The following is a 26,178-nucleotide window of genomic DNA, read 5'->3' on the forward strand; positions in this document are numbered from 1 at the left end:
AGCTCAAGCTGCGGGCTGGTGCTAGTGCGCTTTGTGTTGAAGGCAACGTGTTGTGCGGAAGGCGGGACTTGAACCCGCACGCTCGAAAGCACAGGAACCTAAATCCTGCGTGTATACCAATTTCACCACTCCCGCTGGCCGGTCAATCTTAGCGCGAGATTGGGCAACCGCGAATCACCTATGACGTAGCTTCATTTTTGCTGTGCACGGCCCCGCCGACCCCGCAATCCTCGTGTTTTAGGGGGCGGAGGGTGTAATTTATGAAGTGTCTTCCCTATGGAGACAACGTCCGCGACTGCGCCTTCCCAGGGCCACCAAGAGCAACAGCTTGCGCAGCGCACGAAGCAAGGAGAGCGACATTACCGTTCACGAGCTCCAATCGAGCCTTTTCACTGTCGACGCAGCTATGGCTGCTGAGATTCGTACCGCCGCTGAGCGCATTACTGCGCACCCTAACGAGAACCCGGATGACTTCGGTCGCCAGGCTCTCGCTGCGGCTTTCAGCCTGCCTGAAGAGGTCCGTGCCGCTGTTCTGAATTTTGCTGAGGTTGGCTCTGAAGCCGGCATCATGGTTGTGCGTGGCCTGTACGTCGATGAAGACCTCACAGATACCCCGCTGAACAACAAGAGCGGCCTCGGCGCCGGCACCGTTTTTGCGAAAGAAATGGGAATGCTTGCCCACCTCCTCGGAAGCATGGTTGCTTATGAGGCAGAGGGCAACGGCCACCTCATCCAAGACATGGTCCCCAACCCTAAGCTTGCGGTAACTCAGCAGTCGCAGGGCTCGAAGGTGGAGCTCGAAGCTCACACCGAGCAGTGCTTTTCTGACTTCAAGCCCGACTACGTCATCCTCGGATCGCTTCGCGGCGACGAGAATGCCAAGACCTACGCGTTCTCGGGTCGCAAGCTGGTGGCGAACATGACTCCCGAAGAGGTTGCCAAGCTGCGCCAGCCGCTGTGGGCCACCACCATCGACGAGTCGTTCCAGCCTTACATCCCCAACCCGGATGACGTACGCGGCCCGTTCCCGATCTTGCGTGGGCCAGAAGATGACCCGTACATTCTGGTCGACCAGGACCTCATGCACGGCATCACGGCGGAAGCCCAGCGACTGCTCGCCAAGGTTGTGGAAACCTACATCGAGCACCGCGATGCTCACGTGCTTCAGCCGGGCGACCTGCTCATGCTCGACAACCTGCGCGCCATGCACGGTCGTTCGATGTACGAGCCCCGCTTTGACGGCAAGGACCGCTTCATCGCTCGTGGCTTCGTTGTGCGCGACCGCCGCAAGCTCTGGCCTCAGCTGCTCGAAGACCGCCGCACGCTCGCAGCGGTTCACAGCTAAGAAGCTCAGCGAGAGCTAGCTAGTTCGTTGCGACGCGGGTCGTCTGCTCCGGCAGGCGGCCCGCGTTTGTGCGTCGCGGGGCGATGGCAAGGAAGAGCGCGGCCACCGCAAGGAGCTGCCCGACTATATTCAGCAGCAGTCCGGGGCTCGCGGCATCTCCGCCGCTGACATAAAAGGTGTCGGCGAGTCCCATGCCCATGGAGAATCCCGCGAGCCAGTGGAGTCCGATCGCGACGCTGAGCAGCGCGAATCCTGCCGCGAGTGTGCCTCGCACGGTGATCACGTTCGCTAGCGATGACGAGGCGAGAAGCAGCGCGAATACGACTGCTGTCAGCGGCCAGAAAACAGCCCAGACCCACGCGAACGGGTCGAACTGCAATTCGCCTGCCGCGTTCATCGCGGCGTAGATCTCATCGAGAGTCAGCCCGGGGGCTTTCTGCAGAGGGTTCCAGACGTAAATGTTCACTACTCCGATTGCGATGACTGCGAGCATCGCGGCAACGAACCCCGCGCCCATAACGAGTCGAATCCGCCGGGAGACGGGCTCGTCACGTGGCGGATCAAGCTGATACCGGATGTCGGTAGGTTCCTCAGCGGCGATAGCTCGAGAGGACGCTGATCGAGCTATCCAACGAGCCCGGATTGAGAATCCCGTCAACGCCACCGCGAGTATCAACAGCAGAACTGCTAAAAGGCCGACTGCTGCACCGGCGATCGGCACCACAGCGGGTAGGTCTGTCGGACCATTGCCGAAGGCGCCAAAGCTGCCAAAAAGAAACTGGTTGGCTCCGAGGAGGACGGAGCTCAGAAAGGCAGCGATGGCCCAGCGCGCGAACTGGGAAGAGGTCGACGGTAACGCAATCATGTGCACAGCGTAAGCGCACAGCATCCACAATCAAGGATTATTCAGCCGAGAGGGCGAGTCGGGTAACTCACCCACCCGCTCGGCTGGAAACAGCGACGAAAGTGCGAACTACTTCTTATGACGGCCGCGCAGGCGAGCGAAGAAACCGCGCGGGGCGGGTGCCGGTGCGGGAGCGCCCATTTCGTCGCTGGTGGCGCCGGGAAGCACGCGCAGGATGTTCATGAGGCTGAGCGCGGCGAGCAGCGAGTTCGCGGCGACCTGCTCGGTCTCGGCAATGGCGGAGAGTTCCTTCGCCGACAGCGGGGCGTGGCTGAGGATAGAGGTCATCCGCAGCTGGTCTGCGTCGTGCGGCAGGCTCGTCATGTTGGGCCAGCGACGCAGACGGTAACGAGCACCGTCGGTGAGCCACGGGGCTTCAGCGTGAGCATAGCCGGTGGTGCCGATCATCCACAGCAGCGGGTTGAGGTCGAAGCCAGCGCCCGTGGGCATGATGACTTCTTCGCGAACGTGGCTGCGAATGCTGATGTCTGTGGGGAACATGGGGAAGTCGGCAATTTCTGCTTTCCACCAGTACGCACGCTCAGATACATCGATGACCAGCATCGGAAAGCTGGGCGACGTGATCGCGAGAACAGTGGGCTGAGCACTGCTCGCCGCGATCTTGATGGCTTCGGCAACCTGGGCCCACTCAGACGTGATTGCCGTGAAGTCGGAGTCGTCGTCGCTGTCGCTGCTGTCGCGGGCGCTCACGGTCGGGTCGCCTGCGGCCTCTGAATCGACGGCAGTCTCTGCACGGGGAGCTTCGAGCTGTCGCAAGGTGTTCGCGAGAGTCGGCTTGGGCGTGGTCTCGTGAGCGGTCGGCGCAGATGCGGCAACGCGCTGGGGTTCATCGTCGAATTCGACCTCGGTCGGGTCGGCAAAGGCGACATCGACGAGTTGGTGCACGAGGGGAGCGCGTGCTCCCGAAATCTCGTCGGTCCACGTGTGGTTGTCCCACCAGCGCAACTGGGGGAGGCCAAGCGGGTCGGGGTACCAGCCGGCGGGGATATTAGTTGTGTAAGTAGTCATCTTCACGCCTCCTGCGTGAATTCCGATGCAGTGCCGAGGGTGCACTGCGGTCAAGCTTTGTCGGGTAAAAATCCTCGATTCAGGAAGTGATCGGCGGGTTAGACGGTGATCACACCTGTTCGTAGTTCCTGGTCCTACTGCGGGTTATTCGGGTGTTGCTTGCTCTGGTTTTGCGGGTTATTCGGGTAGTTACTTGCTCTAGTTGTTCGGGTCACGCGGGTGTTTGGTTTGGTGTTACTTGGCCATCAACAGTGTGTTGAGCCGTCGCGCAGTGCGTCGCGCGGCGGTCAGCGACCTGCCGATGGTGTCCTTATCAGTGAACAAGGCTGCGAGCACCAACGGGTGATCCTCGACTCGCACCTGCACGACATGGCCTTGCTCGGCCGCGACGATCACAAACTCGTTGTCTCCGAGTCGTAATTCTCGAGCGACAGCATCGGCGAGAGCCTGCGTTGAGCTGGCCATGCTCGCAAAACGATCGCTGTCGAATTCTTGACCTTCAACGTTCGCGACGCTGAAACCGTCTTCCGTGAGGAGGGAGGCATAGCGAAGCGACGGGGCGAGACTGCGGAGTCCGCCGAGAGCGAGTTCGCCTCGGGAGATGTACTTGGGGTCATGGTGGGTGACGATGCTCATCGTGCCCTCCTAGAAAGTGCTGGCGCGATCTCCTGCTTGAGCTCCACGTTGGCTACGAGCGTCATCAGCAACACGGTCATGTCGGCGTTAGAGCGGCCATCCACAGTGAACACGGGGATCATGACATCGGGCATTTCGTCCGCGAGGGCGTTCGCGTATTCCTCAATGAGGGCGTTGGGCACGAGATCGGCGCGAGTGAAACCAATGACGATTCCGCCGCGCTCGTACAGGGCGAAGAATTCTTTGACGTACTCGATCGCAGTCTCGACCGGGTTGTCGGCATCCGCATTGACCAGCAGGATGACACCCTCGGCGCGCTCGGCCAGAATCTTCCACATGAAGTCGAAGCGCTTTTGACCGGGAACGCCGTAGAGGCGAACCTTTTCTGCGTCGTTGACGCTGATCTCGCCGTAGTCGAGAGCGACAGTCGTCGTGGCTTTGGCCGATGCCGCCTGGTCGCTGTTGGCTGCCTCGGTGCTCACGACCTCAATCTCACTGAGGGCACGGATGGCAGTTGTCTTTCCGGCACCCATGGGGCCGGCAAATAGTATGACGTGTTCTGACATCTGATCCTCCCCCCAGGAGCTAGTTTTTCGGTTCTTGCTTACTGAAGCATGCAAGCCTCAGAAGCGGGGCAGTAGACCCCCATTTGGGTGTCGTTCGAAATAGTCCGCATAAATGCTGACCAGAACGTTCTGTCTGTCCCCTCAAAACGTGCCGTGTTTTCGCGGGTTTCGGGCGTTTTGCGAGACCAATTTGTCATTGGTCTCGAGCGTCACGACGGTCGGTGGCGGGTGCTAGAGAGTGCTTTCGCGGCGGGATTTGTGCCCCGACTATGGCGGCGAGTGCGAGGGCGAATCCGAGCAGTTGCAGCAGGCTGAAACGCTCGCCTTGAAGGAGGGCGCCGAGCAGTGCGGCGGTTAATGCGGTGCTACTCGGCGGCTTGCTCAGCGTGCACGAGGGTGATGCTGGCTAGACCGCGTAGCGTGCGTATTGTTCGCGGATGACGGGACAATAATCGGATGCGGGCTCCGCGACCGTAGCGATCGTCCAGTCAGGGCGTGTGCCGTCGAGCACCCACGCCGCCTGCGCTGCGGCGCCAAGGGCCACATACTCTCCGGGCTCGGGAACGACGACAGGCACGGCGAAAACTTGAGACGCGATCGACGAGACCGCAGTGTTTTGAGCCGCGCCGCCGATGAGCAGGATGCGCTCGGCGACAACTCCCTGACGTACAAGTGCGTCGAGGCCATCAGCGAGGCCGCAGAGCAGTCCCTCGATAGCGGCGCGCGCGAGCGACGGCCGAGTCGTGGAAGCAAGCGTCATGCCGAACAGGGTTGCCGTGGCATCCGGCAAGTTAGGTGTTCGTTCGCCTTCGAAGTAGGGCTGAAGAACGAGGCCGTCAGCGCCGGGTGCGGCGTCGAGGGCGAGCGTGCCGAGTTCGTCGTAGTTCACGCCGAGAAGGGCGGCGGTGCTGTCGAGCACCCGCGCTGCGTTCATGGTGGCGACGAGGGGGAGAAAGTTTCCGCTGGCATCAGCAAACCCAGCGACGGTACCAGTGGCGTCGGGGATCTGCGAGGTCGCGACGGCAAAGACGGTGCCGCTCGTACCAATCGACACGACAACGTCGCCAGCGCGGGCCCCGAGACCTAGTGCGGCTCCCGCGTTATCGCCAGCACCGCACGCTACCGAGATCATCGCGTTCGCCGCAACGGAGGTGGCGACTGTTCCCGCGGATTCGCCGGGCGCGACAATGCGGGGGAGTGTGATCGCCGAGGCATCACGACCCAGCGCGGCGCCCAGGACGTCGAGGTCGTACTTGTTGGTCACCGAGTTGAAGTAGCCCGTGCCGCTGGCATCAGACCGGTCGGTGATTAACTCTGAAAGTTCAGGATTCTCTGGCCCGAAGCCGCGCAATCGCCACGTCAGCCAATCGTGCGGCAGGCACACGGCGGCAACGAGGGCGGCGTTCTCGGGCTCGGCGTCGCGCAACCAGCGCAGCTTCGTCGATGTGAACGAGGCGACCGGCTTCGAGCCGGTGCGCTCCGCGAGGTCAGGAAACTCTGCGCTGAGGGCATCGGCCGCGGCGGCAGAGCGGGTGTCATTCCACAGCAGGGCTGGGCGGATGACCCGGCCGGCGGCATCCAACACGACCATGCCGTGTTGTTGGCCGCCGACCGAGATCGCGGAGACGTCATCCAATCCGCCCGCCTCGGTGATGGCCTCGTTGAGGGCCACCCACCAGGCGTTCGGATCAACCTCGGTGCCGGTCGGATGGGAGGCGCGGCCGGTGCGCACGAGCGCACCGGTTGCGGCATCCACGATCACGATTTTGCAGGACTGGGTTGAGGAGTCGATCCCCGCGACGAGGGTCATTTAGCGGGCGCCCATGAGGTGCTCGCCAGCAAGCTGCTGGAGGCGTACGAAGCCGAAGCCCTTGCCGTTGAAGTAGGCCTCGTGATCGAAGTCTTCGTACGAGGCGCGGTCAGCCAGCAGATCGTCATAGCTTTCATTCTCGCCGAGAGTGTTCTCCGAGAGTTCGAGGACGCGCGCTTCGACGAGAGCTTCTTGCACCTCAGGGTCGGCGCGGAAGGCGGCAGCGCGCTCCTTGAGTAGCAGGTAGTTGCGCATGTTGGCGGCAGCGGAAACCCACACTCCGTTTTCGTCTTCGGTGCGGCTGGGCTTGTAGTCGAAGTGACGCGGGCCCGTGTAGGTCTGGCCACCATCGGGGCCGCCATTTTCGAGCAGGTCGACGAGCGAGAAGGCGTTGTGCAGGTCGCCGTGACCGAAAACGAGGTCTTGGTCATACTTGATTCCGCGCTGACCGTTGAGGTCGATGTGGAACAGCTTGTCCTGGTACAGCGCCTGAGCAATGCCCGAGGTGAAGTTGAGTCCGGCCATCTGTTCGTGACCCGTCTCGGGGTTCACGCCGAACAGCTCGGGGCGTTCGAGGGTTTCGATGAACGCCATGGCGTGACCGACGGTTGGCAGCAAGATGTCGCCGCGGGGCTCGTTGGGCTTGGGCTCAATAGCGAAGCGGATGTCGTAGCCCTTTTCGGTGACATAGTCGCCAAACAGGTTGAGCGATTCGCGGTAGCGCTCGAGTGCTGCGCGTACGTTCTTGGCGGAGTCGTACTCGGCGCCTTCACGGCCGCCCCACATGACGAAGGTCTTGGCGCCCAGTTCTACGCCGAGTTCGAGTTGACGCATTGCCTTGCGCATGGCGAAGCGGCGAACGCTGCGGTCGTTCGACGTGAATCCACCGTCCTTGAAGACGGGAGCGCTGAAGAGGTTAGTGGTGACCATGGGCACGATGAGGCCGGTGTCGCTGAGCACTTGCTTCAGGCGGTCGATCTGCTTCTGGCGTTCGGCATCCGTTGATCCGAAGGCGAAGAGGTCGTCGTCATGGAAGGTAATACCGTAAGCGCCCAGCTCGGCGAGCTTTTCGACGCCGTGAACGATATCGAGGGGCGCGCGAGTTGCTCCACCGAACGGGTCAACTCCCTCCCAGCCGATTGTCCAGAGGCCGAAGGAAAATTTATCGGCGGGGGTGGGTTGCAAAGACATTGTGGTTCTCCGTTGGCAGCAGTGGCAATAAGTTATTGAGAACAACATACTTCGGTATCTCCGCTGAGTCAATCGCGTGGGAACAGGGCAATTCCAGCCCGAAGTCCCGTGTTATCTGATCGCAACTACCGATTTGATGAAAGTTTTCGAAAGTTGTTGCATTCAACGTATGAACCAATATAAGTTCGCTCTATCAACAAAACGGGGCGCTTACCGCTGCCCCTCGCGATACAACGAAGTAGCGCTCCACGGCGCTTTTACCCGGGCCGTGCACTTCGTTTCTCGTGAGGACTGCAGCCCTGCCCTGGCCGGTCATACCCCGTGTAACTGGCTTGATGTCCAGCAATCACATTTGAAAGGGACAACACGATGTCAATGAAGAAAATTATTGCGGTCGCAGCAGCAGCCGTAATGACCCTCGGGCTCGCAGCCTGCAGCAGTGGCGATAGCGGCTCCGGCGGAGGCGACAGCCTCGGCAGCGTCGGAATCTCGATGCCTACACGCAACCTCGAACGCTGGATCAACGACGGCGAAGGCCTCAAGGCTCAGCTCGAAGAAGCCGGCTACTCGGCTGACCTGCAGTATGCGGATGACAAGGCCGACACCCAGATCAGCCAGATTCAGAACCAAATCGCTTCGGGCGTCGATGTTCTCGTCATCGCAGCAATCGACGGAGAGCTTCTTGCGCCCGTTCTCGCCGACGCGAAGGCCCAAGACGTCACGGTCATTTCGTACGACCGCCTGATCAATGGAACGCCCGACGTCGACTACTACGCAACGTTCGACAACTACAAGGTTGGCCAGCTTCAGGGCCAGTTCATTGAAGAACAGCTCGGACTCGCCGATGGTGCAGGCCCGTTCAACCTCGAGCCTTTCGCCGGTAGCCCCGACGACAACAACGCCAAGTTCTTCTTCTCCGGCGCATGGGATGTTCTGCTTCCTTACGTAGAGAAGGGCCAGCTTGTCGTTCCTTCGGGCAAGTCGCCCGCCAGCAATGACGACTGGGCGAGCATCGGTATCCTCGGCTGGAAGTCCGACTCGGCTCAGTCTGAACTCGACAACCGCATCGGATCGTTCTACACCGGTGGCGAGAAGATCGACGTCGTTCTTTCTCCCAACGACAGCCTTGCCCAGGGTATTGCCGCATCGCTTCGCAGCGCTGGCTACACCGCCGGAACCGACTGGCCTCTCTTGACCGGTCAGGATGCCGACAAGGCTAGCGTCGTCAACATCCTCGCTGGCGAGCAGTCGATGACCGTCTGGAAGGACACCCGCGAGCTGGGCAACGTAGTCTTCGGCTTCGTCGAGGCGATCATGAACGGTGACGAGCCTGAGATCAACGACACCGAGACCTACGACAATGGTGAAAAGGTTGTTCCCGCATTCCTGATCGCGCCAGAGGTTGTTGTGAAGGATGACGTGCAGTCGAAGCTCATCGACTCCGGCTTCATCAAGGCCTCAGACGTAGGTCTCTAGCCCCGGCTAGAACTCAGTAATACGATTCGACGATCGGGGGACGGCACAGTAGCCGTCCCCCGAAAGTCACTGCGAGCGGAGCACACTCATGACTGCCATCCTCAGCATGAACCAAATAACCAAAGACTTTAGCGGCGGCGTTCGCGCCCTCGATGGCGTAAGCCTTGAGGTAGAACGCGGCCATGTCCACGCTATTTGCGGCGAAAACGGCGCCGGCAAATCTACCCTCATGAAGGTATTGAGCGGGGTCTATCCCGTCGGTAGCTATGGCGGCAGCATCACCTTCGAAAATCATGAGACCGCCTACAAGTCGATAAACGACTCTGAGGCTGATGGCATCGTGATCATTCACCAGGAGCTTGCGTTGAGCCCCTACCTCTCTATCGCCGAGAACATCTTCCTCGGCAACGAGATCGCCACGCGTGGTGTTGTCGACTGGCCCAAGACCAACCGTGAAGCGACGATGTTGCTCGCGCGGGTTGGCCTCGACGAGCTACCGAGCACGCCCGTGATCGAACTCGGCGTCGGTAAGCAACAGCTTGTCGAAATCGCCAAGGCTCTATCCAAGAAAGTGAAGCTGCTGATTCTCGATGAGCCCACGGCCGCCCTGAACGATGAGGACTCCGCACATTTGCTCGACCTCATCAATAGCCTTCGCGGCCAGGGCATCACGTGCATCATTATTTCGCACAAGCTCAAAGAGATTCGCCGTATTGCAGACACCGTCACGATCATCCGCGACGGCCAGACCATCGAGACCTTCCAGATGAAGGAAGCGGATGCCACTGAGGCTCGCATCATCAAAGCGATGGTGGGGCGCGACCTCGACAGCATGTTCCCGCCGCACACGCCAGACATTGGCGAGGAGCTGTTCCGGGTAGAGAACTGGACGGTGCATCATCCGGTCGACACCACTCGCAAGGTCGTCGACGATGCCTCGTTCTCGGTGCGGGCAGGAGAGATTGTCGGGTTCGCCGGGCTGATGGGCGCGGGGCGTACCGAACTGGCGATGAGCATCTTCGGTCGCTCGTATGGCAGCCGCATCAGCGGCACGGCCTTCAAAGAGGGCAAGGAAATTTCGGTCAAGAGCGTCAGCGAGGCGATCGGCCACGGCATCGCCTACGCCACCGAAGACCGCAAACACTTTGGGCTCAACCTCATCGGCAGTATCGCTGTCAATATCTCAGCGGCCGCACTCTCAAAGCTCTCGCGTTTTGGCATCGTCGACCGCTTTGCAGAGAATAAGGTCGCGGAGGACTACCGCGGCCAAATGAACATCAAGACTCAGAACGTTTCTGTGCTCGCGGGCAATCTCTCGGGAGGCAACCAGCAAAAGGTTGTCTTGAGCAAATGGATGTTCTCTGGCCCCGACATCCTGATTCTCGACGAACCAACCCGTGGCATCGATGTCGGTGCCAAATACGAAATCTATGGAATCATCAACGACCTCGCCCGCCAGGGCAAAGCGGTTGTGGTGATTTCTTCAGAACTACCGGAGCTTCTCGGACTCTGTGACCGCATCTATGCGATCTCCGAAGGCACCATCACCGGCGAGATTGATCGCGCCGACGCTACCCAAGAACGACTCATGCACTTGATGACCGCGGGAAAGGACTAACCCGATGAGCACCACCACACCCACTAGCAAACTGCCCAAAATGCGGGTCGATCTGCGTCAGTACGGCATCCTGGCCGCGCTTGCCGTCATCGTCATCCTGTTCCAAATATTGACGGATGGCCGACTGCTGCTGCCCGGAAACCTCAATAACCTCATCCAGCAGAATGCCTACGTGCTTATTCTCGCGGTGGGCATGGTTATCGTGATTATCGCGGGACACATCGACCTCTCGGTCGGCTCCGTCGTGGCGATGGTCGGTGCTGTTGCCGCGATATCGATGAGCCAATGGGGGTTGCCGTGGTGGGCCGCCGTCATCATCTCGCTTCTGCTCGGCGCGGCGGTTGGAGCGTGGCAGGGATTCTGGGTGGCCTTCGTCGGCATCCCGGCCTTCATCGTCACGCTCGCGGGCATGCTGTTGTTCCGCGGTCTCACCCTCGTGTTCCTTACGGGCGGCACGATCAATGCTCTTCCCGGTGAATTCAACGCAATCGGCGGCGGATGGCTGCCCGAGGCGCTCGGCACGATCGGCGAAGGTCGTGGCAGCCGCGACATCCTCACGATTGTCTTGGGCGTTCTGGCGGTAGCAATGCTGATCACTCAGCAGGCACGCAGTCGTGCCAAGCAGCGCAAGCTTGACCTCCCGGTGGAGCGCAGTGCCTCGTTCTGGATCAAGAACGGTGTCGCGGCAGTTGTCATCTTGGCGCTCACCTTCCAGCTTTCTGCCTACCGCGGAACTCCGATCATTCTGATCATCCTGGCCGTGCTGATTCTGCTGTTCACGTTCGTGCTGAACCAGACCGTCTTCGGCCGCCACGTTTACGCCATCGGTGGCAACCTCTTCGCTGCGCAGATGAGTGGTGTGAAGACGTCGTGGATTAACTTCTTCGTCTTCGTCAACATGGGTGTGCTGGCGGGGCTCGCCGGTGTCGTCACGACGGCGCGCGCTGGTGGTGCCGTCGCATCCGCCGGTCAAAGCTTCGAGCTGGATGCCATTGCCGCCGTCTTCATCGGTGGTGCTGCTGTCACCGGTGGTGTCGGAACGGTCATCGGTGCCGTGATCGGTGCGCTCATTATGGGTGTGCTCAACATGGGCCTGTCGATCCTGTCGGTGGATGCCGCCTGGCAACAAACGATCAAGGGGCTTGTGCTGTTGCTCGCCGTGGCGTTCGACGTCATGAGCAAGCGCCGCGCTGGACGTCGCTAGTCTTAGCATCACCGTTTTATTGCCAATCGAGTGGAACCGCCCGTGAACCAGAACACCCCGCCATCACCGTCGCTGCCGTCATCGCTGACGTCGCCGACTGGCGCGGGCAGCACGGGTGGGCGCGGCGATCGCACTCGGCGGCACAATCTGTCGCGCGTGCTGACCCTGCTTCATCGCGGGGCTCAGCGCCGCTCACAGTTAACCGCGCACACGGGGCTTAACCGCTCGACGATTGCGGCGCTTGTAGCGGAGCTCACCGAGTTGGGGTTGGCCTATGAGAGCGAGCCCGATCCTACTCGGCAAGTAGGTCGCCCGTCGCCCATGGTGAACGCGGATGCTCGCACGGTTGCGATTGCGATCAACCCCGAGATCGACGCCATCACGGTTGCGGTCGTGGGCCTCGACGGTTCGCTCTTGAAGCGCATCCGCTACGAGACGGATGAGCCGCCCACGGTCGCTGAATTTGTAAAGATTTCGAGCGTCATCATTGAGAGCCTGCGTGGTGGGTACGAAGCCAACGGGCGCATCGTCGGCATCGGCGTTGCGGCCCCCGGTCTTGTGCGCGTCGAGGACGGCCTGGTGCGGTGGGCTCCTCACCTTCACTGGCGGGATGAACCCGTGAGCGAGTTGCTCGCGGTGGCCACTGGCTACCCGGTCTCCACCGCAAATGATGCAAGTCTTGGTGCGCTCGGCGAGCACATCTACGGCGCTGGCCGCGACGTCGACGACCTGATTTATCTCAACGGTGGTGCCAGCGGTATTGGTGGGGGAATCATTGCCGGTGGGCGGCCCCTGACCGGCCGTGCCGGCTATGCGGGCGAGTTCGGCCACGTTCGGGTGGAGAACGGTGCTGCCGAGAAGGGCACGCGCGAAGAGGGCAGCCTTGAGACCGAAGTGAATCGTGCTGACCTGCTGCGGGCCCTGGGGCTCACCAACGTTGATTCCGAAACTCTAGATGCTGCACTGCGCGGATCCACGGATCCCGAGGTGGGTGCGCTCGTGCACCGACAGTTGCTCTCCCTCGGCACCTCGCTGCGCAACGCCGTGAATGTCCTGAATCCTGAAGTAATTGTGCTTGGTGGCTTCTTGGCGTCAATCTTCGCGTTCGACCCCGAATTCTTGATTGAGCGGGTTCGCAGCCAGTCTCTCGAAGCGTCATTCGAGGAGGTACAGATCGTGCCCGCTCAGCTCGGCGCAGATCTGCTCATGATCGGTGCGGCTGAGCTCGCTTTTGCAGCCCTCCTGGAAGACCCGGCGGCACTCTAGCCGCACGGCTGATTGACCGGTTAACTGTGCGTCGCCGTAACCTCGGGATAGTTTCGGCCAAACCGAAGCTCCCGGTCTTAGGCTTGTGAGATGAACTCTGATTACCGCGATTCTGGTCTCGTTTTTCCGCCGAATTTCATCGTCGGCTCCGCGACGGCGGCCTATCAAGTAGAGGGCGCTGCGCGCGATGGTGGCCGCACCGAATCAATCTGGGATACCTTCAGCCACACCCCGGGCAAGACCTGGAATGGTGACACCGGCGATGTTGCCGACGATCACTACTACCGTTTCGAATCTGACCTCGATCTCATGGCGGAGCTCGGGCTTGACGCCTACCGCTTCTCCATTTCGTGGCCGCGATTTCAGCCGGGTGGGCAGGGTCCGATCAACCCCGAGGGAGTGTCGTTCTACTCGCGACTGGTCGACGGACTGCTGAGCCGCGGCATCCGCCCAATCGCCACTCTGTATCACTGGGACTTGCCGCAAGAACTCGAGGATGAGGGCGGCTGGCCTGAGCGCGACACCGCCATGTGGTTCGCCGAATACGCCGAGCTCGCCGCCATTGCCCTGGGCGATCGCGTGCACACGTGGACAACCCTCAACGAGCCCTGGTGTTCGGCGTATCTGGGCTACGGTTCGGCCTCGCACGCCCCTGGACGCACGAGCGATGCCGATGCGTTGGCCGCCGTGCACCACCTCAATCTGGCTCACGGGCTCGCCGTGCCCCGCATCCGTGCCGCTGCCACGAATTCGCCCGAGGTGTCGGCGACGCTGAACTTCCACGTGATTCGCGGCGAGGATTCCGAAGCCAAGCGTCGCATCGATGCGCTCGCGAACCGTGCGTTCACGAGCCCGATGCTGCTCGGTCGCTACGACGATGACTTCATCGCCGATACGAGCGAGGTCAGCGACTGGTCGTTCGTTCATGCGGGCGATCTGGCGACCATCCACCAGCCGCTCGATTTCTTGGGCGTCAACTATTACTCCACCGTCACGGTGAAGATGTGGGATGGCGTGAGCGAGCGCGTGATGAACGACGGTCACAAAAACATGGGTGGCTCCGCGTGGCCGGGCAGCCGCACCGTCGAGTTCTTGCCGCAGGACGGCCCGTATACGGACATGGGCTGGAACATCGCGCCCGATGGCCTCGAAGAGCTGTTGGTCGATCTGAGTGAGCGGTTCCCCGACCTGCCGTTGATGATCACCGAGAACGGTGCCGCGTTTGATGACGAAGTCACGGATGGTCGGGTGCACGATGCCGACCGAGTCGATTACCTCAACCGGCACTTCACAGCCGCGCACCGAGCGATGCAGCGCGGGGTGAACCTGCAGGGGTACCTCGTGTGGTCGCTGCTCGACAACTTCGAGTGGGGTTATGGCTACTCGAAGCGTTTCGGCATCGTGCGCGTCGACTACGACACTCAAGAACGCATCGTGAAAGACAGCGGACTGTGGGTTTCAGAGGTTGCTAAGAACAAGGTGACGCCGGCGCTGAGCTAGTGGCCGCGCTGGTTGACGAGTGAGCAGGCTTGCGGGCGAGCGAGACGCTGAGCTAGCGGGCTAGTTCAGCGCGCCTGATGTGTGAGCGAGCGTGTTCAATTGCGGGCTCGAGTTCGGCGAACAGATGGTTGGGGTGGCGTAGCGAGCTGATCACTCCGAGGCGCTTCAGTACATCCCGATGTTCGGGGCGGATGCCCTTGATGATCACGGTGACGCCGCGTCGTTCGAGCGCGGTGATGAGCTCGGTGAGGGTGTGGGCGCCGGTGGCATCGATGAGGTGCAGTTGCGACAGCCGCACGATCACGACTTCGAGACCTTCGTGTTCGTTGATGCGGTCGATAAGGCGCTCGGCTGCTCCGAAGAAGAGTGAGCCATCGATGCGGAACAGCGCGATACGTTCGTCGCCCGGTTCGGGGGAGCCGGGGAGTTCTTCGCGGTGAACGCCGCTGGCTTTGCTCATGGTGCGCAGCGCGAAGAAGGCGGCGGCAGCGATACCGATTCCCACGGCGATGATGAGGTCGAAGCTCACCGTGATGATGCCGGTGATGACGAACACGGCAGCTTCAGATCTGCCGGTGTGCAGCATCGTCTTGATCAGGGTCGGGGACATCATGCGGGCGGCGGTGGCCATGAGAACGCCCGAGAGCGCTGCCAGCGGGATGACTGCGACGACCTGTGCCGCGAGGTACACGACGGTGAGCAGGGCGAGAGCATGCACGACCGCGGAGACGCGGGTGCGACCGCCCGACCGTACGTTGACGGCGGTGCGGGCGATGGCGCCGGTGGCTGGCATCCCGCCAAAGAAGCTGGAGGCGACGGATGCCAACCCCTGGCCGACAAGTTCGCGGTCGGCGTTGTAGGGCCCGGTGTCTGCCATACCGGCGGCGACGCGGGCAGAAAGCAGGGATTCGATGGCGGCGAGGGCGGCGACGGCGAAGGCCGGACCAATCAGCGTGGTGAGGTCGAAATCGAACGAGGGCACGGCGGGGGCCGGCAGCGAGGCGGGCAGTTCGCCGATGGTGGCGAGCGGCAAGTTGAGGGCTTGAGCTGCGATCGTGACGACGACGATGGCGATGAAGGAGGCGGGGAGGCGGCCGCTGATGCGGGTGAGCAGCAGCATGATCGCGATCACGGCCGCGGTGACGCCGAGGGGGAGTAGAGCAGCGGGCCACTGGGCGGCAGCGATAAAGGCCCCTGCCGCGAGCACGGAGTTGGTGGGGTGTTCAGTTCCTTCCGTGCCGAGCGCCGAGGGCACTTGCTGCAGGAAGATAATGATGCCGATGCCGACGGTAAAGCCTTCGATGACGGGCCAGGGGATGTAGCTGACGGTGCGGCCGAGGCGCAGCACTCCCGCGACGACGACGATGATGCCCGCGAGCAGGGTGACGATCGCGACGGCTTCGACGCCGTGACTGACGACGATGGGAGCGAGCACCACGACCATCGCGCCGGTGGGGCCGGAGACCTGCACGTTGGAGCCGCCAAAGACTGCCGCGACGATGCCTGCGACGATGGCGGTGATGAGCCCAGCTTCGGCGCCGACTCCGGAACTAACGCCAAAGGCGAGAGCGAGGGGCAGGGCGACAATGCCGACGGTCACGCCGGCGATCAGATCTCCGCGCCAGCTGGTGCGGAGGAGGCGGTAGTCCTTGACGCTCGGCAGGAGCGCCTTCCAGGAACGTTTCATCGGGCATCCGGAATCTCGGGCAGGCTGTTCACAAGCTCGCGCTGGCTGTCGGCATCGGTCAGAATTTCGCCGAGCAGCACGCGGGCTGCCCGCAGCAGTTCAGCGATCTGGGGGAGGGCGAGGCGGTAGTAGACGACGCTCGCGCGGCGGTCGGAAACGACGAGGCCGTAGCGGCGCAGCACCGAAAGATGTTGCGAAAGGTGGGATGCTTCGAGCCCAGTCTCAGCGAGCATGTCAGCCACGGATGCCTCGTCGGCGGCCGACAGCATCTCGAGCACACGGATGCGGTACGGATGCGCGAGCCCCTTGAACAGGTTCGCCTTGATTTCGTAGAGCGGCCTGCGCTCATCGAGAACGGCCATTGCTGTGCTCCTGATCGGTGCGGTTGTAGCAACGAGTATTCGCCCGCTTGCTGAATTGATGGAATCATCATATCAGGGATGTGAACAGGACGGCTGTGGACAACAACCGCAGCGTTGGGCGCCCACTCCGCACACTATGAGCATGTCTAACGCTTTGACCACCATCGCTGACCAGGTTCGCCAACGGGTTCGCCGCGACGGGGTTGATCTGTCGCGCGATAGCGAGTTGGCGTCGCGGTATGTGCGCGATGAGGTGCGCCGCTATAGCGAGCGGGCGCTGGGTGGTTCGGTTCCGCTTCTCACCGATGAAGCTCAGGCCGCCCGCGAGGTGGTGGCGGCTCTGACCGGGTACGGCCCGCTCCAGCCTTTCTTCGATGACGACACTGTCGAAGAGCTCTGGATCAACGGGCCCGAGCACGTCTTCGTCGCCCGCAACGGCGTGCCTGAGTTCACGGGCATCCGTCTCACTGATGGTCAGGTTCGCGATCTGGTGGAGCGGATGCTGCAAACCTCGGGTCGTCGCGTCGACCTGAGTTCTCCCTTCGTTGACGCGTCCCTGCCAGATGGTTCGCGACTGCACGTCGTGATTCCGGATGTCACGCGGCGCCACTGGGCGATCAACGTGCGCAAATTCAGCCAGCGCATCCGCGACCTCGATCGTTTAGTCGAGTTGGGAAGCTTGCCGCAGCACGCCGCCGACTATCTGCGGCTGTGCGTGCTCTCGGGCCAAAACATTGTGGTGTCGGGAGCGACCCAGAGTGGCAAGACCACGATGCTGAACGCGCTGCTCGCGGCGGGCAAACCGACCGAGCGCGTCGTCACCGTCGAGGAGACATTTGAGCTGAGCGTCGCCGGCCACGACCACGTCGGTATGCAGTGCCGTCAACCTAGCCTCGAGGGCACCGGCGAGATCAGCCTGCGCCGGCTCATCAAAGAGGCACTGCGGATGCGCCCCGACCGTCTCGTGGTCGGCGAAGTGCGCGATGCCGAGTCGCTCGACCTCCTTATTGCGCTCAACTCTGGACTGCCGGGAATGTCTAGCATCCACGCCAACAGCGCCCGCGAAGCGCTCGTGAAACTGTGCACTCTGCCGCTACTCGCCGGTCGCAACATCGACTCCAGCTTTGTCGTGCCGACCGTGGCCAGTTCAGTGGATGTCGTCGTCCACTGCGAACTGACGGCGAACGGCACGAGACGCGTGGTCGAGATTCTGTCGCTCACCGGGGAGGTGAGCGACGGGGTTATCGACAGCAGTATTCTCTTCCGGTTGTCGGAGGGCACGCTCCTCCACACCGGCGCGGTGCCCGCACGTCTCGCCAAGTTTCACGCGGCGGGAATCGACCCGGTCGCGCACCTCCTCAAGGCCGTCGCGTGAGCCTGATTCTGGGCATCATCCTCGCGGTGGGCGTCACGCTCGTGGCCGCCCCCTTCCTCTGGCCGGCACCCGGCGAGCGTCGCGTTCGAGCGCGCTCGGCCTGGTCGCTGCGGATGCGTGAACGCCTCGTTCAGGCGGGGCTCCCCACCACCAGCCCGGCCATCGTTGTGATTGTGTCGCTTGTCTTCGCGATTGCGGTCGCCGCCATCACGTTCGTCGTCACCTCGGTGATTGCTGTCGTCGTGTGTGCTGCTGCGGCTGCCCTCGTACTCCCGACTCTCGCGATCAGCTGGCGGGCCCGCGCTCGCCGCAAAGCAACGCAGGTCGTCTGGCCCGATATCGTCGACCAATTGGTGTCCGCCGTGCGGTCAGGGCTTGCGCTTCCCGACAGCCTCATGACGCTCGCGCACACCGGCCCCCTCGTGACGCGTAGCGCTTTTGCCGCGTTCGCTGCGCGGTATCGGGCCACGGGCAACTTCTCCATCGCCGTCGACGAACTCAAGGTCGCGCTCGCCGATCCCGTTGCTGACCGCATCCTTGAAACCCTGCGGATGTCGCGCGAAGTCGGCGGAAGCGAACTCACGAACGTACTTCGCAGCCTCAGCATCTACCTGCGCCAGGAGGCAGCGATCCGGTCGGAGGTCGAAGTTCGCCAAGGGTGGGTGATGAACGCTGCCCGCCTCGGCTTAGCGGCACCGTGGGTTGTGTTGTTCTTGCTCACGACCCGCCCCGAGGCGGCACTCGCGTATAACTCGGCGGGTGGCGTTGCGCTCATCGTCGCGGGGCTGGTTCTCTCCGTTGTTGCGTACAGAATTATGGCGGGCATCGGTCGCCTCCCCGAGCAGCCGAGGTGGTTCGCATGAGTGACGCGCTCGCGCTCGCGCTTGTCGCCGGTATCGCTGGCGGTCTCGGGCTCTGGTCGATTCTGAGCCTCATTCCGCGCCTCAGCCGCCCGACGCTGGCGACGCGTGTAGCCCCGTACGTGATCGACGTCTCCTCGGGCGCGCGCGAACATCTTGCCCCACGGTCCATCGGACCGCTTCCCGTGCTCGGGGTGCTGCTGGTGCCTGCCGTGCGGTGGTTGCGCGAGACCCTCGCGTCGGTGGTTGGCGGGGGAGACCTAATCGCGCGTCGGCTGCGGCAGGCGGGCTCCGAGCTCACCATCGAGGCGTATCGTTCGCAACAGCTGCTGGCCGTCTTGGCCGGAGCGATGCTCGGTGTCGTTTTCGATATCGCTGTCGCCAATCAACAACAAGTGCCGCTGATCGCGCAGGCCGTACTCGTGGTCGTCGGCGGGGTCGTGGGAATCACTGCCCGCGACTACCTGCTGCAGCGCGCAGCCAAGGCCCGCATCCGTCGGCTCACTGCCGAGCTGCCCGTTGTTCTGGAGTTCTTAGCACTCAGCCTCTCCGCGGGCGAAGGAATCTTGGATGCCGTACGCCGAGTCTCGCAGGTCAGTGGCGGTGAGCTTTCCCGCGAGCTCGCTCGTGTCGTCTCCTCGGTCAACACGGGGCTGCCGTTCGGCGAGACGCTAGGCGTGCTCGCCCGCGAACTGGAATTGGCCCCGTTCACACGTTGCGTCGACCAGATTCTCGGTGCGCTCGATCGCGGAACCCCACTCTCGGAGGTGCTGCAAGCCCAGGCTCAGGATGCGCGCGAAGAGTCCAAGCGCGAACTGCTCGAGGTCGCCGGCAAGAAGGAGGTCGCGATGCTCTTTCCGCTCGTGTTCCTCATCCTGCCCATCACTATCGCGTTCGCGATTTTCCCTGGCATCTTCGTGCTGCAGGTCGGGTTCTAGGAGCGCACGAGACCCTTGCCCATTTGCCCCGTTTGGGGGCTCATACCGGACCCATCCTCACGGCTAAGTTAAAACTTATCTGTACTTTTACCGTGAGGACGCTATGAAAGCGCTCGTATCAACCGCAGCTGTCGCTGCTCTTTTGCTCGCCCTGACCAGCGGCCTTCCCGCTGAAGCAGCGACACCGCTGCCGAGCGGTGGCACGGGGCTCTCATCAAGCTCGAAGTCGGCGGTGAAATTTCAATCAGCAGCACCATCAATCAGTCGACTGTCGGGTGGCGATCGATACGAGACGGCGGTGGCCATTTCGCGCCAGTTCCCCGCCGGCGTCCCCGTGGTTTATATCGCCACGGGAGCGGGCTATGCCGATGCACTCTCCGCGGCTCCCGCGGCGGCGGCTCAAGGTGGCCCGCTGCTCACTACTGCGCGAAATGTACTACCTCAAGCAGTTGCCGCTGAGATCAAACGGCTTAAGCCCCAGAAGATCGTGGTTGCGGGTGGTGCAGGCGCGGTCTCCGGCAGCGTACTCACGGCGCTGAAGAAACTTGCTCCTTCAGTGCAGCGCTTGGGTGGTAGCGACCGCTACGAAACGAGCCGTCTCCTCATCGATTACGCCTTTGACAGTGCACCAATCGCCTACCTCGCAACCGGCCGAAACTTTCCCGATGCGCTTTCTGCCTCTGCCGCTGCGGGCAGCATTGGGGCGCCCGTCATTTTGGTCGACGGCAAACAACGCAAGGTCGACAAATCGACGACCGCGCTGATTCGCGACCTGGGCGTTTCGCGCATCAACATTGCTGGGGGAACCGGCGTGATTTCATCGGGGATCGAGTCCACGCTCAAAAACACGATGTCGGTGAAGCGCCTCTCCGGCTCTGACCGATACTCCACTTCTGCGGCAATCAACCGCTATGCGTTCTCCTCAGCATCCACGGCCTATTTCGCGGTGGGCACAGGTTTTGCAGACGCCTTGGCGGGCGCAGCACTGGCAGGAAAAAGTGGTTCTCCGTTGTACGTTGTCGCGAGAACATGCGTCTCGTCTGCAGTCAAGGATGACGTCAACGCGTTGGGCCTCGAGCGACGAGTGATGCTGGGGGGAAGCGCGGTCCTCACCAGCGCGGTCGGCAAGCTCACCGTGTGTGCAAAACCTGCTCCTAAGCCTGCAGCGCCGTCGAATCCAGGCGATTCGAAGAACTGTAGCGACTTTTCTACTTACGCCTCCGCTCAGGCCTGGTACAAAAAGTACTTCCCCAAGTATGGGGATATCGCTCGTCTGGATTACGACAACGATGGCTACGCTTGCGAGACACTTCCCGGCGGACCGGCCAGCTAGTTCCGCCCGAGTTACTTGCCTCGAGCCGCTGACTTCATTCTCGCTGCGGTTCGGGGCTAGTAGGCCCGAGTGGCTCGTGGCGCTCGGGGTCTAGCGCCGTGCGATCTGCAGCGCGGCTGACACAGCCCGCGCCTGCTCGAGCGCCGTCGCGACGGGAGTCACGACATCCCGCTGCACGACCTCGTCGACCGCAGCGAGGAGACGGCGGCGGGTGCGACGCCGACGACCGCCCGCAGCGACAGCGCTGAGCGCCGCGGACAACAACCCCAGCACGATTCCGACGAGTACCGCCGCAATCAGCAGCAGCGTCGGTATCGCCCAGCCGGTGAGCGGGCCTTCCTCCACAGCGGGGAGCGGGAACGCCGGCAGTCCAAACGTCGGCAGCAGCGCGGTGCCTACCAACCAGAGAGCTCCGCCTAATCCGGCGATCGTCGCAATCCACTGCACGATGCCCACGAGCACCCACCACCACGAACCCTTCGCGGGCAGAGGTGTGCGGGCAATAGCAAGATCGAGAGTGGCGGGCAGACTGTCGAGGGCGTGCTCCGCGGTGGTGCGCGCGGCGGCTCGCCACGGGGCAGAAACTCCGGCACCGGCGTCGTCGGTGAACGTGCGAACGGCCATCGACATCCGGGCCTGCGCGCCAGCGCTCAAGAGCGGCATGCTCGTCCGGTGAACATCGGGGTCATCGCCCCGACGCTTCGGGCCAAGACCCAAGCGAGTGAGCGGGTCAGCGCGCAAACGACCAATCCACGACACGAGCGGCCACCCGGTGGCCTGCCCAGATCGCTTGCGATACGAACGAGCAACAGCGGATGCCACGATGTCGACGCCCGCAGCGGTCCCGACTTCATCGCGCAGCCGGGCGGCGCTCTTCGCGCTCACCTTCTGCGGCGAACCCGGATCGTCGATGCGGGCGGCAAGGGTCTGCACGTCAGCGCTGAGCCGCGCATCCCGTACTGCCTTCGACGCCGCAAGATCGCCAATCGCCTTGCGCAACGCGTCGATACCGTCGCCCGTGAGGGCACTCACCGGCAGCACTCGGGCGCGAGGAATGCCATCACGTTCAACGATCGCCTGGAGCGACTTCACGACCGCGGCACGATCATCGGCGCTCAGTAGATCAACCTGATTGAGCACCACCAGAGTCACAGCGGCGTGCTTGGCGTGCGGGGCGATGAACTGCGCGTGCAACACATCGTCGGCATACTTTTGCGGGTCAACGACCCAGATCAGAGCATCCACTTGCCCGGCAAGACGCTCGGCAACAGCACGATTGCTGGCCTCCACAGAATCGACGTCGGGCAGATCGACGAGAACGAGTTTGCTGGCACGAGCGTCGAAGGGGGTCGACCTCTCGACCCGTTCGCGAACCTCAAGCCAGTCGAGCAATTCGCTCGCGCCGGCCGCCTCCCACGTCACCGCGAGAGCTTCAGACGTGGTGGGGCGGCGCACGTGCGCGACCGCCACCTCGTCACCCACGAGGGCATTCACGAGACTCGACTTGCCCGATCCGGTAGCGCCAAAGACGCCAACGACCGTGTGCTCGGGGGAGCGAGAACGCCGCGCCTCGGTCTGTGCGAGCAGCGCGCGGGCGTTGTCGAGTACGTCGGCGGGAATACGTCCGGCGCCCGCCTCAGTGACCGTGCGCAACGCGACAATTCGCTCGTCGAGGCTGGGCTTGGCGGCGCTCACGAGGTGCCCTTCGCAGCACGCGCAACGTCATCGAGCAGCGCCTGCGATTCGCGCCGCAGTGAATCGGGAGTTGCGCCGAACCGAAGCGGCTCCAACGCCACACTCAAGCGCGCGAGCTCCGCGTCGAACAGAACACGAACCCGCGCGTGCAGATCCTCGCGGGCTTCGCTCGCCAACTGACGCACGGCATCCTCACCAAAGATCGTCTCGAGCAGTTTCTGGCCGAGCACCGCTGACCCGCCCGCAATCGCAATCTCGCCACCGGTGAGCCCACCGGTCGAAGCGAAAACGACGACCATGAGGGCCACCGTTACAACGTTCAAACCAAGCGACAGAATGCGGGCCCGGATGCGCTTGTCTCCCGCATTGTCGTGAATGAGCTGCATGAGCGCGCCCTGCCACTCGCGAATCATCGCGGTCGTGGCCTGAGGCAGTTCTGGGCTTTCGCTGGCCAGTTCTGGATGCCGTTCAGCGATGGCCTTGCCGGCCGCGCTTCGTTCGAGCCCGGCCCACGCTGCCGCAGCAGCGCGCCCCGCTTGATCAACGATCACGGTCTGCAGTCCGGTTTCGATCTGGGTTTCGACTTCGACCACGGGGTTCGGTTTGCCGGTGATCCACGCTGTCGCTCGGTCGCGTGCCGCGGAGAACCAGGAGTCAACTTTTCTGAAGAAGTCGGACGTACCGACGAAGTCTTGCCAGCGGGCCAGCACTTCGCCCCGCATGAGGGCGCCGTTCTGTGTGGCGGCGTCCACCGCGTCGAGCGCGGCGTCGTACTGCGCAGCGGCGGCGACGTGCGCGGCGTCGAGCCAGTCGAGTTGCTGCTGCCGAGCATCCGCAATCACGAGAACCTGGCGGTCGAGTTCGCTAATCGCGCCGCTGAGCGTGCGGGCGGCGATGCGCGAACGTTCGGCCCGGTCGCCCGCGATGCCGGAGAGCCACTCGCGCGGCTGTTCGACGGCGCTGGCGGGCAGCATGCCCAGGTCGTCAAGACGCTGTTCTTCGATGGAGAAGACGGGAGCGTCGCTGAGGCCGCGCTCCGAAAGCATCGACTGAAGGTCGGGAAGGATCTCATCGAGAGCGCCCGGCGGCACTCGGTTGAGCACGATGCCGACGGTGATGGAGCGGGCGGCTGCGCTTTCGAGAAGGCGCCACGGCACGGCATCCGCATAGCGATTCGCGGTCGTGACGAACAGCCAGAGATCGGCGGCGGCCAGTAACTGGGTGGCAAGCGCCCGGTTTTCGTCGGCGACCGAGTCAATATCTGGGGCATCAATGATCGCGAGCGAACGCGGAACGCTGTCGTGCTCGAGAAGCATGAGTTCACCGATGCGGGACTCTTCAGGGGTATCGCCGGCGTTCGACGCGGGCGTTCCGGGGGCGCTGATGCGGCCGCGCACACGCGCCAGCCCGGGAAGGATGCGGTCGCTCGCGAACCATCCCGCATCCACGGGAGCGTGCACCAGAATCGGCTGCCGGGTCGTGGGGCGTATAACGCCGGCACGAGTAGTCGCGACACCGAGCAGCGCATTCACAATCGTTGATTTGCCCGAGCCGGTAGATCCACCCACCACCGCGAGGAGCGGTGCATCAAGGTCGGCCAAGCGGGGGCGGATGTAGTCGTCGATCTGGCGAACGGCGGCTGCGGCAGCCTCGCGCTGCGTCACAACTCCGTCGAGGTCGAGGGTCAACCCAGCATCCGCCAGAGACGCCCGCAGGCGCTCAAGCGAGAGGATCGCGGGCGCACTGTTATCGGTCACTGCTTAAGCATGCCGGGTGTGCGGCCAGTTCGCTAACTTTTGTTGCTCCGGGGCGGAGCTAATGACTCGGGTGACACCGTGCTCGCGGATCCTCAGAGTGGTATCACTCTGAGGATCCGCAGCGTCAGCACGCTGTTCGGCGATGATTCGTTAGCCGCAGCTCGACTTCTTGGCCCAACTCGTTGCGGAGACCTGCGAGAGGCTCGTGATCGTCGCGTCACCCTGGCCGAGGTAGCTCAGTGATCCCTTCGCGTAGTAAGGGTTGTAGGGGTTAAACCCGTACGCGAACGCGCGCCCGGCGGCGGCATGCTGTGCGTTGGTGGCAGTGAAGCAGGTCACAGGATCTGGCGTTGGCGTTGGCGTTGGCGTGGACGTCGGCGTCGGTGTTGGCGTGGGCGTCGGGTCCGGATCTGGCGTACCAGTCCGGTCAACGCGGCGGTTGTTGTCGAAGAAGAACTCGGTCACGTACGCCGGGTAGTCAAGGCTATTCGCGTTGATGTACGTTCCTCCGGTTCCCGCTCCCGCTGGCCAGTTGTGGCCGAGATTCGAGTTCTGAATCACCGAAACCCGCGGCCCCGTGGCATCCGAATAAAGAATGCCCGAGCCAGCAGTGTTGTTGCCCGCCAAGCCGCTCAAGCTAAACGTTGAGGTGCTGGATGCCCCGTAAATGCCGGCCATGATTTGGCCGTTGAGGGTGTTGTATCCCGTCGATACGGTGCTGTCGTTGCTTCCATAAATGACCGAGGTGAGCTGGGTCGAAAAGGCCGCAGAGTTCGCACTACCGAAGCCGGAGCAAGTGTTCATACCCTGCGTCTTCGATACGGCGACACTCGAGATTTGGCCAGAAGTGGTGCCCACCGTGGGGCCGGCATTGATGCCCATTCCCGCAAAGACATCGGGCGCGAGGCATCCCATCACCATGGTTTCTCCACCGCCGGATGACAACCCGGAGATATAGACCTGATCGGCGTCGATTCCCAGACTGGTGCGCGCGGTCAGGGTCGTGGCGAGGTTCAGCAGGTTGTCGTCGTGCCGGGCCGGGTTGCTGCGGGAGTGATTGGAGTCGTAGTAATCCCAGCATCCGAACACGACGCCGCCGTTGGGCGCATCCGGCAGGGCGACGATCATTCCGTAATCTTCGGCGGCGGCCACCCAGTTGGCGTTCGCTTGGAAGTCGCTCGCTTTCTGGGCGCAGCCGTGGAGGCTGATCATGAGGGCGCGTCCGGCCGGCAGTTCGGCGGCAGTGGATGGCGTGTAGATGCGAGTGCTCATCCCGGCAACCGTTTCGGTGCTCCACATGCCCGGAACGGCGGCCGAGCCGCCGGGGTCGGACGAGTTGCTGCACCCAGGCAGCATTTCGAAACCGGGCGGGCACGTGATCGCTTGGGCCGCGAGTGGCGCTCCTGCCAGCGTGGCGCTAACCAGGGCGAGAGAGGCGAGTACTGCCGGGATGGTGAGCCGGCGTTTAACAGTGGACATTCGGAATACCTCCGCACGTCGCAATCCGGCCATCGCTCCGAGCGTCATTGCGCGGATGTCCCGAACGGACTGCGCGCCGCGAGAATATCGCGACGCTAACGGCTGCCACGGTGACGTGGTGGTCCGTCTCGATCAACCTACCCTGAA

Annotated in this window: 21 protein-coding genes and 1 tRNA gene; 10 read left to right on the forward strand and 12 right to left on the reverse strand. The window is 62.7% G+C overall.

Features of this window, described 5'->3' with window-relative positions; genetic code table 11:
- Window positions 1-53 precede the first annotated feature (53 nt).
- Window positions 54-135 (reverse strand) — tRNA-Leu (locus tag ESZ53_RS14030).
- A gap of 193 nt (window positions 136-328) precedes the next feature.
- Between ESZ53_RS14030 and ESZ53_RS14035 the strand changes: the two genes are divergently transcribed.
- Window positions 329-1,345, forward strand: coding sequence for a TauD/TfdA family dioxygenase (locus tag ESZ53_RS14035; protein ID WP_210403813.1), 1,017 nt, complete (start codon window positions 329-331; stop codon window positions 1,343-1,345).
- Between the two features lie 19 nt (window positions 1,346-1,364).
- Here ESZ53_RS14035 and ESZ53_RS14040 read toward each other — a convergent pair whose 3' ends face one another.
- From ESZ53_RS14040 to xylA, 6 genes are all read right to left on the reverse strand, one after another.
- Window positions 1,365-2,210, reverse strand: coding sequence for a hypothetical protein (locus tag ESZ53_RS14040; protein WP_129073393.1), 846 nt, complete (start codon window positions 2,208-2,210; stop codon window positions 1,365-1,367).
- A 108-nt stretch (window positions 2,211-2,318) separates the two neighbouring features.
- Window positions 2,319-3,278, reverse strand: coding sequence for a DUF2510 domain-containing protein (locus ESZ53_RS14045; RefSeq protein ID WP_129073394.1), 960 nt, complete (start codon window positions 3,276-3,278; stop codon window positions 2,319-2,321).
- Between the two features lie 234 nt (window positions 3,279-3,512).
- Entirely contained in the window at window positions 3,513-3,914 is a 402-nt protein-coding gene (locus tag ESZ53_RS14050; RefSeq protein WP_129073395.1) for a roadblock/LC7 domain-containing protein, read from the reverse strand.
- Window positions 3,911-4,480, reverse strand: coding sequence for an ATP/GTP-binding protein (locus tag ESZ53_RS14055; RefSeq protein ID WP_129073396.1), 570 nt, complete (start codon window positions 4,478-4,480; stop codon window positions 3,911-3,913). The genes ESZ53_RS14050 and ESZ53_RS14055 overlap by 4 nt, the downstream gene beginning before the upstream one ends.
- 406 nt (window positions 4,481-4,886) lie before the next feature.
- On the reverse strand, window positions 4,887-6,290 hold the full coding sequence (gene xylB / locus ESZ53_RS14065) for a xylulokinase (protein ID WP_129073397.1): 1,404 nt from the start codon (window positions 6,288-6,290) through the stop codon (window positions 4,887-4,889).
- Window positions 6,291-7,481, reverse strand: a complete 1,191-nt coding sequence (xylA, locus tag ESZ53_RS14070) for a xylose isomerase (RefSeq protein WP_129073398.1) — start codon at window positions 7,479-7,481, stop codon at window positions 6,291-6,293. It abuts the gene before it with no gap.
- A gap of 369 nt (window positions 7,482-7,850) precedes the next feature.
- Here xylA and chvE point away from each other — a divergent pair, with 369 nt between their 5' ends.
- The 5 genes from chvE to ESZ53_RS14095 all read left to right on the forward strand — a co-directional run bounded on the left by chvE (window position 7,851) and on the right by ESZ53_RS14095 (window position 14,545).
- Entirely contained in the window at window positions 7,851-8,957 is a 1,107-nt protein-coding gene (chvE, locus tag ESZ53_RS14075; RefSeq protein WP_129073399.1) for a multiple monosaccharide ABC transporter substrate-binding protein, read from the forward strand.
- Between the two features lie 88 nt (window positions 8,958-9,045).
- Window positions 9,046-10,575, forward strand: coding sequence for a multiple monosaccharide ABC transporter ATP-binding protein (mmsA, locus tag ESZ53_RS14080; RefSeq protein ID WP_129073400.1), 1,530 nt, complete (start codon window positions 9,046-9,048; stop codon window positions 10,573-10,575).
- A gap of 4 nt (window positions 10,576-10,579) precedes the next feature.
- On the forward strand, window positions 10,580-11,779 hold the full coding sequence (gene mmsB / locus ESZ53_RS14085; protein WP_129073401.1) for a multiple monosaccharide ABC transporter permease: 1,200 nt from the start codon (window positions 10,580-10,582) through the stop codon (window positions 11,777-11,779).
- A gap of 42 nt (window positions 11,780-11,821) precedes the next feature.
- Complete coding sequence (locus ESZ53_RS14090) at window positions 11,822-13,045, forward strand: ROK family protein (protein ID WP_371683540.1); 1,224 nt, start codon at window positions 11,822-11,824, stop codon at window positions 13,043-13,045.
- A gap of 90 nt (window positions 13,046-13,135) precedes the next feature.
- A complete protein-coding gene (locus ESZ53_RS14095) occupies window positions 13,136-14,545 on the forward strand; it encodes a GH1 family beta-glucosidase (protein ID WP_129073402.1) in 1,410 nt (469 codons plus the stop codon).
- A gap of 52 nt (window positions 14,546-14,597) precedes the next feature.
- Here ESZ53_RS14095 and ESZ53_RS14100 read toward each other — a convergent pair whose 3' ends face one another.
- Both ESZ53_RS14100 and ESZ53_RS14105 read right to left on the reverse strand, forming a co-directional pair.
- Window positions 14,598-16,232 (reverse strand): SulP family inorganic anion transporter, encoded by a 1,635-nt coding sequence (locus ESZ53_RS14100; RefSeq protein ID WP_129073403.1) that lies wholly within the window; start codon window positions 16,230-16,232, stop codon window positions 14,598-14,600.
- Window positions 16,229-16,594: a metalloregulator ArsR/SmtB family transcription factor gene (locus tag ESZ53_RS14105; protein WP_129073404.1), complete on the reverse strand. Its 366-nt coding sequence runs from the start codon at window positions 16,592-16,594 to the stop codon at window positions 16,229-16,231. The genes ESZ53_RS14100 and ESZ53_RS14105 overlap by 4 nt, the downstream gene beginning before the upstream one ends.
- Window positions 16,595-16,736: 142 nt before the next feature.
- On the opposite strand from ESZ53_RS14105, the gene ESZ53_RS14110 reads away from it, so the two are divergent.
- The 4 genes from ESZ53_RS14110 (at window position 16,737) to ESZ53_RS14125 (ending at window position 21,100) form a co-directional block, all read left to right on the forward strand.
- The gene (locus tag ESZ53_RS14110; protein WP_246837330.1) at window positions 16,737-17,969 is read left to right on the forward strand and encodes a CpaF family protein; all 1,233 of its coding nucleotides are present in this window, start codon (window positions 16,737-16,739) and stop codon (window positions 17,967-17,969) included.
- On the forward strand, window positions 17,966-18,832 hold the full coding sequence (locus ESZ53_RS14115) for a type II secretion system F family protein (protein ID WP_129073406.1): 867 nt from the start codon (window positions 17,966-17,968) through the stop codon (window positions 18,830-18,832). The genes ESZ53_RS14110 and ESZ53_RS14115 overlap by 4 nt, the downstream gene beginning before the upstream one ends.
- The gene (locus ESZ53_RS14120) at window positions 18,829-19,767 is read left to right on the forward strand and encodes a type II secretion system F family protein (protein ID WP_129073407.1); all 939 of its coding nucleotides are present in this window, start codon (window positions 18,829-18,831) and stop codon (window positions 19,765-19,767) included. Before ESZ53_RS14115 ends, ESZ53_RS14120 begins: the two co-directional genes overlap by 4 nt.
- 103 nt (window positions 19,768-19,870) lie before the next feature.
- Window positions 19,871-21,100, forward strand: a complete 1,230-nt coding sequence (locus ESZ53_RS14125; protein WP_129073408.1) for a cell wall-binding repeat-containing protein — start codon at window positions 19,871-19,873, stop codon at window positions 21,098-21,100.
- Window positions 21,101-21,190: 90 nt separating this feature from the next.
- On the opposite strand, the gene ESZ53_RS14130 is transcribed toward ESZ53_RS14125, so the two are convergent.
- From ESZ53_RS14130 to ESZ53_RS14140, 3 genes are all read right to left on the reverse strand, one after another.
- Window positions 21,191-22,795: a GTPase family protein gene (locus ESZ53_RS14130; protein WP_129073409.1), complete on the reverse strand. Its 1,605-nt coding sequence runs from the start codon at window positions 22,793-22,795 to the stop codon at window positions 21,191-21,193.
- Window positions 22,792-24,552: a dynamin family protein gene (locus ESZ53_RS14135; protein WP_129073410.1), complete on the reverse strand. Its 1,761-nt coding sequence runs from the start codon at window positions 24,550-24,552 to the stop codon at window positions 22,792-22,794. The genes ESZ53_RS14130 and ESZ53_RS14135 overlap by 4 nt, the downstream gene beginning before the upstream one ends.
- 150 nt (window positions 24,553-24,702) lie before the next feature.
- Complete coding sequence (locus ESZ53_RS14140; RefSeq protein ID WP_246837331.1) at window positions 24,703-26,031, reverse strand: PHB depolymerase family esterase; 1,329 nt, start codon at window positions 26,029-26,031, stop codon at window positions 24,703-24,705.
- Between the last annotated feature and the right edge of the window lie 147 nt (window positions 26,032-26,178).

The organism is Salinibacterium sp. UTAS2018, assembly GCF_004118935.1.
Lineage (GTDB): Bacteria > Actinomycetota > Actinomycetes > Actinomycetales > Microbacteriaceae > Rhodoglobus.

Coding starts and splice junctions, on each gene's coding strand:
- ESZ53_RS14040 (WP_129073393.1), bottom strand. CDS start 2,210: ATGATTGCGTTACCGTCGACCTCTTCCCAGTTCGCGCGCTGGGCCATC.
- ESZ53_RS14045 (WP_129073394.1), bottom strand. CDS start 3,278: ATGACTACTTACACAACTAATATCCCCGCCGGCTGGTACCCCGACCCG.
- ESZ53_RS14050 (WP_129073395.1), bottom strand. CDS start 3,914: ATGAGCATCGTCACCCACCATGACCCCAAGTACATCTCCCGAGGCGAA.
- ESZ53_RS14055 (WP_129073396.1), bottom strand. CDS start 4,480: ATGTCAGAACACGTCATACTATTTGCCGGCCCCATGGGTGCCGGAAAG.
- xylB (WP_129073397.1), bottom strand. CDS start 6,290: ATGACCCTCGTCGCGGGGATCGACTCCTCAACCCAGTCCTGCAAAATC.
- xylA (WP_129073398.1), bottom strand. CDS start 7,481: ATGTCTTTGCAACCCACCCCCGCCGATAAATTTTCCTTCGGCCTCTGG.
- chvE (WP_129073399.1), top strand. CDS start 7,851: ATGTCAATGAAGAAAATTATTGCGGTCGCAGCAGCAGCCGTAATGACC.
- mmsA (WP_129073400.1), top strand. CDS start 9,046: ATGACTGCCATCCTCAGCATGAACCAAATAACCAAAGACTTTAGCGGC.
- mmsB (WP_129073401.1), top strand. CDS start 10,580: ATGAGCACCACCACACCCACTAGCAAACTGCCCAAAATGCGGGTCGAT.
- ESZ53_RS14095 (WP_129073402.1), top strand. CDS start 13,136: ATGAACTCTGATTACCGCGATTCTGGTCTCGTTTTTCCGCCGAATTTC.
- ESZ53_RS14100 (WP_129073403.1), bottom strand. CDS start 16,232: ATGAAACGTTCCTGGAAGGCGCTCCTGCCGAGCGTCAAGGACTACCGC.
- ESZ53_RS14105 (WP_129073404.1), bottom strand. CDS start 16,594: ATGGCCGTTCTCGATGAGCGCAGGCCGCTCTACGAAATCAAGGCGAAC.
- ESZ53_RS14110 (WP_246837330.1), top strand. CDS start 16,737: ATGTCTAACGCTTTGACCACCATCGCTGACCAGGTTCGCCAACGGGTT.
- ESZ53_RS14120 (WP_129073407.1), top strand. CDS start 18,829: ATGAGTGACGCGCTCGCGCTCGCGCTTGTCGCCGGTATCGCTGGCGGT.
- ESZ53_RS14125 (WP_129073408.1), top strand. CDS start 19,871: ATGAAAGCGCTCGTATCAACCGCAGCTGTCGCTGCTCTTTTGCTCGCC.
- ESZ53_RS14140 (WP_246837331.1), bottom strand. CDS start 26,031: ATGTCCACTGTTAAACGCCGGCTCACCATCCCGGCAGTACTCGCCTCT.